The organism is Streptomyces barkulensis (assembly GCF_002843305.1).
Taxonomy (GTDB): Bacteria; Actinomycetota; Actinomycetes; order Streptomycetales; family Streptomycetaceae; genus Streptomyces; species Streptomyces barkulensis.
The window spans coordinates 1,718-2,474 of the sequence record NZ_PGSG01000116.1 but is presented as its reverse complement, the minus strand read 5'-3'; the positions used below and the strand labels follow the sequence as shown (position 1 = coordinate 2,474).

The following is a 757-nucleotide window of genomic DNA, read 5'->3' as shown; positions in this document are numbered from 1 at the left end:
TGTGGCGTCTGGTGGCCGAGGGGCGGGATGCGGTTTCGGGGTTTCCGGAGAACCGGGGGTGGGATCTGGAGGCGTTGTACGACCCGGATCCGGAGAGTGTGGGGACGTCGTACACGCGGTGGGGCGGGTTTCTGCATGATGCGGACCGGTTCGATGCGGAGTTCTTCGGGATCTCGCCGCGGGAGGCGTTGGCGACCGATCCGCAGCAGCGGTTGCTGCTGGAGACGGCGTGGGAGGCGCTGGAGCGGGCGGGGATCGATCCGGGGTCGCTGCGCGGTTCCCGCACCGGCGTCTTCGCGGGCGTGATGTACAACGACTACGGCTCCCGTATCACCGAACCGCCCGAGGGACTCGAGGGGTATCTGGTCAACGGCAGTGCGGGGAGTGTGGCCTCGGGTCGGGTGGCCTACACGTTCGGGCTGGAGGGCCCGGCGGTGAGTGTGGACACCGCGTGCTCCTCGTCGCTGGTGTCGATGCACCTGGCCGCGCAGGCGCTGCGGCAGGGCGAGTGCACCCTCGCCCTGGCGGGCGGCGTCACCGTGATGTCCACGCCCACCACCTTCGTCGAGTTCAGTCGTCAGCGGGGGTTGTCGGCGGACGGCCGGTGCAAGGCGTTCTCGGCCGCGGCCGACGGCACCGGTTTCTCCGAAGGAGCCGGACTGCTTCTCCTGGAGCGGTTGTCGGATGCGCGGCGCAACGGGCGTCGGGTGCTGGCGGTGATCCGGGGCAGTGCGGTGAATCAGGACGGTGCGTCGAA

The 757-nt window shown here is 69.9% G+C and carries 1 protein-coding gene; it reads left to right on the top strand.

Annotated elements, in window-relative coordinates:
• Positions 1-757 (top strand): beta-ketoacyl synthase N-terminal-like domain-containing protein (locus CUT83_RS31245; RefSeq protein ID WP_241524831.1); only part of this gene is annotated, 757 nt, incomplete at both ends.